Below are 7,382 nucleotides of genomic sequence, written 5' to 3' on the forward strand. Positions count from 1 at the left end.
GGCCGTGGGCGGGCGGTAGGGGCCGCTGCGAGACGGTAGGGCCGGTTGTCCCAACCCGCCCCTCCCCTATCCACGTGTGGCCTTCTGCGTCTCCGTGAGGCGTGCGTGTGCCCTGCCAAGGTCGAGAACCCGCGAAAACGTCAGCAATTACAGAACTATTACAGAAGGCCTGCCGGGTCCCATGGCATCGTGAGGGCTCCATGAGTGCACCCGTCAAGATCGCTTCCATCTACGGCCGCAAGGCGGCGCAAGGCCATGGCTTCAACTGGATCACGGTCATCGCGATGACCGTCTTCCACATCGGTGCCGTGGCCGCGTTCTTCTATATCGACCTCGGCGCGATGCTCGCCGCCGCCGCGATGTGGTTCGTCGCCGGCAGCCTCGGCATCGGCATGGCCTATCACCGCCTGCTGACGCATCGTGGCTACAAGACCTACAAGTGGGTCGAGTACTTCCTCACCGTCTGCGGCACGCTGGCGCTCGAGGGCGGCCCGATCTTCTGGGTGGCCACGCACCGCATCCACCATCAGCACTCCGACCACGAGGGCGACCCGCACACGCCGCGCGAGGGCACCTTCTGGGCGCACATGGGCTGGATCTTCATGGGCAAGGCCATGCACCACAACACGGAGGTGCTGCGCCGCTACGTGCCCGACCTGAGCAAGGACCCCGTGCACGTGTGGCTCACCACCTGGCACTGGGTGCCGCAGGTGGTGGTCGGCCTCGCGTTCGCGGTGTTCGGCGGCCTGCCGTACGTGCTGTGGGCGGTGTTCTTCCGCACGACCTACGGCCTGCACGCGACCTGGCTCGTGAACTCGGCGACGCACCTCTGGGGCTCGCGCCGCTTCAAGACCAAGGACGACTCGACCAACAACTGGTGGGTGGCGCTGCTCACGTTCGGCGAGGGCTGGCACAACAACCACCACGCGCACCCGGTGTCGGCCCGTCACGGCCTGGCCTGGTACGAGTTGGACATCAACTACATCAACATCAGCATCCTCCGCATGCTCGGCCTGGCCTGGGACATCAAGGTGGCCCGCATCGAGAACCTGCACCGCATGCCGCAGCAGACCGCCGACGCCATCGACATCTCGTCGGCCGAGCCACTGGTGCTGGAGAAGTCGTAGCACGGCTGCGCCGCTTCGTGATGCCCCGACGGCCCCGGACCTCCGGGGCCGTTGTCGTTTCGGCCCCCCTTGGCCCTCCCCCTTGGCCTTCCTCCCTTGGGCCCTCGGCATTCCGGCATCGCAGCATCGCGGCATTCGGCGATTCGCTAGAATCGCCGTGTGACCCGCCGCAACACCGCGACGATCGTCTTCGTCTCGCTCTGCGTCGTCCTCGTCGCGGCAGCCATCACGCTGAACGTGGGCTGGATCTACGCCAACGGCCGGCGGGTGCTGCCGCTGGTGCTCGGCGTACTGGCGTTTGCGCTCATCATCGCCGGCATCATCGTCTACACCGTGTTCCTGGTGCGTGAGTTGCACAGGAACGACCAGCAGGACGCCTTCCTGAACGCCGTCACGCACGAGCTGAAGACGCCGATCGCCTCCATCCGCCTGTACCTGCAGACGCTCCAGTCCCGCGAGGTGAGCGAGGCGCAGCGCGCCGACTTCTACCGCGTGATGCTGGCCGACGCCGACCGCCTGCAACAGACCGTCGAGCTCGTGCTGAAGGCCGGCGCCGCCGGCCAGCGGCTGGCTCTGCACCAGCGGCAGCCGGTCGACATGGTGGCCCTCGCCGCCGAGGTCCTCGACGTGGCGCGGCTGCGGCATCACCTCGCGCCCGAGGCCATGACGCTCGGGACACCGGACGGCGATGGGGCGTGGACCGAGGGCGACGCCGAGGACCTGCGCAGCGTGCTCTCCAACCTGCTGGACAACGCCGTCAAGTACTCGCGCGACGAGGTGCGGGTGGCGCTGGTCGTCGACGTGCCGTCGGCCGACCTCGTGCGCGTGCGCGTGACCGACCAGGGCGTCGGCATCCCGCAGTCGCAACTGAAGCGGATCTTCCGCCGCTTCCACCGCTTCCAGTGGCGGGGGTCCAAGGTCAAGGGCACGGGCCTCGGCCTCTACATCGCGCGGTCGATCGTGAAGCGACACGGCGGCCGCGTCTTTGCCGCCAGCGAGGGCGAAGGCCGCGGGTCCACCTTCACCATCGAACTGCCGCGGCTGGGACACGCCTGATGGCACGCCTGATCGTGATCGAGGACGAACCGCACCTGGCGATGGGCCTGCGCTTCAACCTGGAGGCCGACGGCCACGAGGTGTCCGTGGCCAGCGACGGCGAGTCGGGCCTGGCGCGGCTGCGCGAGCAGGCCGGCACCGTCGATGGCGTCGTGCTCGACGTGATGCTGCCCGGCATCGACGGCTTCGAGGTCGCGCGCACGCTGCGCGCCGAGGGCGACTACGTCCCCATCCTGATCCTCACGGCGCGAGGCCGCCCCGAGGACGTGCTCGAGGGATTCGACGCGGGCGTGGACGACTACCTGCCCAAGCCCTTCGAACTGCCCATCCTGCTCGCCCGGGTGCGCAGCCTGCTGCGCCGCAACGCGTGGGCCAGGTCGACGCCACCGGCGCCCACCGAGAAGCGCGCGGAGATCCACCGGTTCGGCGGCAACACGTTCGACCCGGCGACGCTCGAATTGCGCGTCGGGCCGCTGCCCTACCACCTGACGGCGATGGAGGCCGACCTGCTGCAGTACCTGCTGCGTAACGCCGGCACGGTCGTGTCGCGCAAGGCCATCCTCGAGGACGTCTGGGACCTGCACGAGGAGACCGACACGCGCGCGATCGACAATTTCATCGTGCGCCTGCGCCGGTTCCTGAACGAGGATCCCTCGCGGCCGCGCCACGTCCTCACCGTGCGCGGGATCGGCTACAAGTTCATCGCCAATCCCGTCGACCCACCGCGGGAGGAAGCTCCGGCGGCGCCGAAGCGACGCTGACGATCGCCGGCCGCGAGGGCCCCACACCGCTGTGGCCGACCTCTTCGGAGGACGCGGCGGTGGCCTGCGGGGCTGTCACGGCCATCCACGCGGTCACGAGCGTCGGAAACGCCAGCCCCTGCATGGGCGCGATTATTGCTACCAAGTGGTGAGTCTGGCGTCTTCTCGCGATCTACCAAGAGTTTAGCGAGGGCCAGGACCACCAAGGCATCCAGCAGGCTAACTTTAGTCGCCTGTAATTAGGAACTGGCTCAAAACACTTGGTCCGATGCCCCATTACGTTCGATGGCGCGGGCCCTGTCGTTTATAACGTTTGAGCATGGAAGTATTCTCGTCCCCGCCCACACGGCGCCGGGACAGGAGCTACGAATGAAGCGCGTCCTGCTGGCGGCCCTTGCCCTCTGTGCGGTGCTCGGACAGGCGTCCTCGCGCATCGAGGCGCAGTCCCCCGCCCCCCTGAGTTTCTTCAAGAACTACTTCATCACCGGCGACTACGCGGTCCAGGGTGTTGGGCTGGTCGGGAAAGGCGCGAACGGCTCCGCCAGCGGCGACATCGTCATCGAGGCCTGCGCCGAGGGCGACACCGAGCGCCTCGGCTGCGTGCCCAAGGGCGTCGACGTGGTGGCCGCATTCCTGTACTGGCAGGCGGTCACCAGTGCGAGCGAGCCGACGGTCGGCGCGCGCGGCGTGACCTTCAAGGGCCAGCCCCTGATGTTCTCCGACGACGAGGGCCGCGAGGGGTTCTTCGGCAAGGGCCTGGGCGCCGGCAGCCCGCCGTGCTGGGCGGGCGGCGGCGGCACCGGCTCCGGCAGCGGCCAGAACAACCTGACCAACACGTACCGGGCCGACGTGCTGCGGTTCCTCGACATCGACCCGGAGACGGGCAAGACCGCCGGCTACGGCACGCACACCGTGCGGCTGCCCGACTCGCGGCGTGTCTCGGCGCTCGGCGCCAGCCTCGTGGTGGTGTACCGCGACTCCTCGCTGCCCTACAGCGCCATCGTCATGTACGAAGGCTCGTACGCGATGGCCAACGGCACGCCATCCATGACCCTGCCCGTCGAAGGCTTCTACGACGCCGACGACCAGAACCTCCAGGGCAAGCTCACGCACATCGTCGGCAGCGGCCAGGCCAACAAGGACGAGGTGCTGTTCTACAACGACACCACCTGGCTGAACCCGTTCCGTTCCGGCGAGGGCGCCAACTGGGACAACCCGACCTTCCCGGTCACCGTCGACCCGGCCCGCCGCAGCATCACGACCGGCGCGCGTGGCGACGGCCAGGGCAACACCGACTGCCTGACGTGGGCCGCCGTCGTGTACCGCACGCCCGTCAACGATGACGATGGGGACGGTCTGCTGAACCTGTGGGAGGAGTCGCAGACGCCGGTGCTCGACCCGTACGGCCGCGCGCTGCCCGCCCTGAAGAAGATGGGCGCGAACAAGGATCTCAAGGACATCTTCCTCGAGGTCAACTACTTCAAGACCGACACGGCCCGCACCTATGGCACCGAGTCGCTGCCGGCCCACTCGCACGCGCCGGCGCCCGAAGCCGTGCGCCTGTTCGGCGACATGTTCGACGCCAGGGACATCAGGGTCCACATCGACCTGGGCTCCGCGTACGACTCCGGCAACGACCCGCGTGTCGAGAAGTACCTGGTGCGCGACACGACGCCGGGCGAGGGCCTGGCGCGCGGCGGTGAGTGGCTCGACGAGGGCGTCACCGCCTGCGTGCCGCCGGCCGGCTCGCCGCCCTGGACCTGCCAGTTCGGCGCCTATCCCGGCACCATCGGCTGGAAGACCGGCCTGCGTCGCGTGCGCGATTCCTTCCTCAATCCGCCGGAGGCCAACCCCGAGTCGTGCGACGTCCCCGGCAGCACCTGCGAGCGCCGCTTCGACGAGGTGCGCCGCGACATCTTCCGGTACGCACTCTTTGCCCATCACGTCGGCATCCCGAAGTCGACGCGCCCCTGCGTCGACCCGGTCAAGGGCCTGATCGAGGACGTCGGCGGCGTGTGCCCCGCCGGCAGTGAGCGCAATCCCGACTTCAACGTGCCGCGCACCTACAGCGGCGTCGCCGACTTCCCGGGCGGCGACCTGATCGTGTCGCTCGGCGGCTTCAAGGACTCGCAGGGCCTGCCCATCGGCACGCCGTTCATGCAGGCCTCGACGCTGGCCCACGAGTTCGGCCACACGGCCGAGCGTCGTCACGGCGGCGAGGCCTTCGAGCCGAACTGCAAGCCCGGCTACCTCAGCGTGATGAACTACCTGTACCAGCTGCGCGGCCTGGTCGACGACAACGGCACGCCGCACCTGGACTTCTCGGACGGCACGCCGTTCGTCACCATCGACGAGTCGGCGGTGCAGGAGGGCGTGTTCAACCGGACGCCGTACCGCATCGGCTGGTATGCCCCGCTCGACGCCAGCTACCTGGCCGGCCAGCGCCAGCCGTCCCGCGCCCGTTGCGACGGTTCGCCGCTGGAGGACGGCGAGCGGATGGTCCGCATCGACGCGCGTCGTTCGACCGATGGCATCGACTGGAACGCCAACAGCGTGCTCGAGTCGGGCACGTTCGCGCAGGACGTGAACTTCAACGGCCGCGTCAACGGCTCCAACTCGCCCACCAACTCGTCGCCGCTGAAGGCCGCGTCGGACGACTGGAGCAACCTCAAGCTGAACCAGGTGGGCTCGCGCCGCAACGTCGGCGGACAGTTCCGGCTCGCCGACGGCACGCTGGCCTTCGGTCCGCTCTCGCTGGCCCTGGGCAAGCTCGATCTCAGCCCGGGTGACCCCGGCAAGCTGGATCTCGACACCGGCAAGCTGGACCTGGATGCCGGCAAGCTCGACCTCGACGCGGGCAAGCTCGACCTCGGCAAGCTCGACCTGAGCCTCGGCAAGCTGGACCTCGAGGCGGGCAAGCTCGACCTCGGCAAGCTCGACCTCGATCTGGGTGCGGCCCAGGTCGGCAGCGGCGACATCGGCCGCGGCGACTTCGGCGGTGGCGACCTGTTCGTCAACGACCCCGAGAACCCGCTGGGCGAGATCGACGCGACGGTGGCGGCCGAAACCGATCGCACGCCGCCCGTGGACTTCCGGGCGTGCGTGGTCGGCGTCGATGCCGACTGCGCGGCCCCGGGCGCGGGTCCGAGCGACGTCGTCGCTCGCTTCAAGGCCCCGGTCGTCGGCGGCGTGGCGGCCTTCAAGGTGTTCCGCGTGGACGGGGAGGAACTCACGCCCTCTGCCCAGTGGACCCACGTCAACGTGGTGCCTGCCGATCCGGCCAAGCCCGATGCCGAGGACTACGTGGTGATCGACAGCAGCGAGTTGCAGGACGGCGCGTCCTACACCTACTTCGCCGTCGCCACCTACGCGGCCGACGCCTTCCAGGCCGGCGTCGACAGCGACCCGTCGAACCTCCGCACGATCGTCGGTCGCAACCTGCCGTTCGCGGCGGGTCCCGACAGCTACTCGACCAACGAGGACACGGCGCTCGTGGTGCCGTCGCCCGGCGTGCTCGTCAACGACGGGGATCCCGACAGCCCGGTGACGCTGTCGGCGACGGTGGTCACGGGGCCGGCTCATGGCGCCCTCGTGTTGCACACCAACGGCGGGTTCACATACACGCCGAACGCCAACTACCACGGCCCGGATGGCTTCACGTACCGCCCGTTCACCGGCAGCACTGTCGTCGGCACCGTGTCGATCACGGTGGCGCCGGTGGCCGACGCGCCGACCATCTCGGGGTTGCCGACGCAGCTGACCATCGATCAGGACACGGTGGCCGGGCCGATCAGCTTCACGGTCGCTGATGCCGATGGCGGCGCCCTCACGCTCGGCGGCTCGTCGAGCAACACGACGCTCGTGCCCAACGCCGCAATCGTGTTCGGCGGCAGCGGCGGCACGCGCTCGCTCACCATCACGCCGGCGGCCGGCCAGACCGGCACCGCCAACATCACGGTGGTGGTGACCGACGCCGGTGGCCTGGCGACCAGCGCAGTGATCGCGCTGACCGTCAACGCGGCCGGACAGTTCACGTTCGTCGGGCTGAAGAACATCCCGCCGCCGACCGGGACGACCTTCAAGACCGGCCGGGCGATTCCGCTCTCGTGGCAGTACCGACGCGGCACGACGCCGGTCGATAGCCGCCACGTGACGCACGTGGTCCGGGTCGCCGGTCCGCTCCCGAACACCACGCAGATCAACACCGACCCGGGGACCAGCGAATTCCGGTACCAGGCGTCGAGCAGGACCTGGATGTTCAACCTGCAGACCAGGAATGCCGCCACGGGGCAGCCCCTCGCGCCTGGCACCTACCAGGTCACCATCACCCCGAGCGACCCGCAGTTCGCGCCGAGCCCGACCTTCACGGTGGTGCTGGTCAGGTAGAGCACAGTCGGCAGTCGGCAGTCGGCAGTCGGCAGTCGGCAGTCGGCAGTCG

Annotated in this window: 4 protein-coding genes; all 4 read left to right on the top strand. The window is 69.0% G+C overall.

Annotated elements, in window-relative coordinates; genetic code table 11:
- Positions 1-200: 200 nt before the first annotated feature.
- Positions 201-1,127, top strand: coding sequence for an acyl-CoA desaturase (locus ACIRDX_RS09790; RefSeq protein ID WP_396625233.1), 927 nt, complete (start codon positions 201-203; stop codon positions 1,125-1,127).
- A 159-nt stretch (positions 1,128-1,286) separates the two neighbouring features.
- Positions 1,287-2,183 carry a sensor histidine kinase gene (locus ACIRDX_RS09795; protein ID WP_396625234.1) on the top strand — a complete coding sequence of 299 codons (897 nt, stop codon included), beginning with the start codon at positions 1,287-1,289 and terminating at the stop codon, positions 2,181-2,183.
- Positions 2,183-2,944 (top strand): response regulator transcription factor, encoded by a 762-nt coding sequence (locus tag ACIRDX_RS09800; RefSeq protein ID WP_396625235.1) that lies wholly within the window; start codon positions 2,183-2,185, stop codon positions 2,942-2,944. Before ACIRDX_RS09795 ends, ACIRDX_RS09800 begins: the two co-directional genes overlap by 1 nt.
- A 369-nt stretch (positions 2,945-3,313) precedes the next feature.
- Positions 3,314-7,330, top strand: coding sequence for an Ig-like domain-containing protein (locus ACIRDX_RS09805; RefSeq protein ID WP_396625236.1), 4,017 nt, complete (start codon positions 3,314-3,316; stop codon positions 7,328-7,330).
- The last annotated feature ends 52 nt before the right edge of the window (positions 7,331-7,382 follow it).

Origin of the sequence: Luteitalea sp. (assembly GCF_044337415.1) — a bacterium.
Taxonomy (GTDB): domain Bacteria; phylum Acidobacteriota; class Vicinamibacteria; order Vicinamibacterales; family Vicinamibacteraceae; genus Luteitalea.

Coding starts and splice junctions, on each gene's coding strand:
- ACIRDX_RS09790 (WP_396625233.1), top strand. CDS start 201: ATGAGTGCACCCGTCAAGATCGCTTCCATCTACGGCCGCAAGGCGGCG.
- ACIRDX_RS09800 (WP_396625235.1), top strand. CDS start 2,183: ATGGCACGCCTGATCGTGATCGAGGACGAACCGCACCTGGCGATGGGC.
- ACIRDX_RS09805 (WP_396625236.1), top strand. CDS start 3,314: ATGAAGCGCGTCCTGCTGGCGGCCCTTGCCCTCTGTGCGGTGCTCGGA.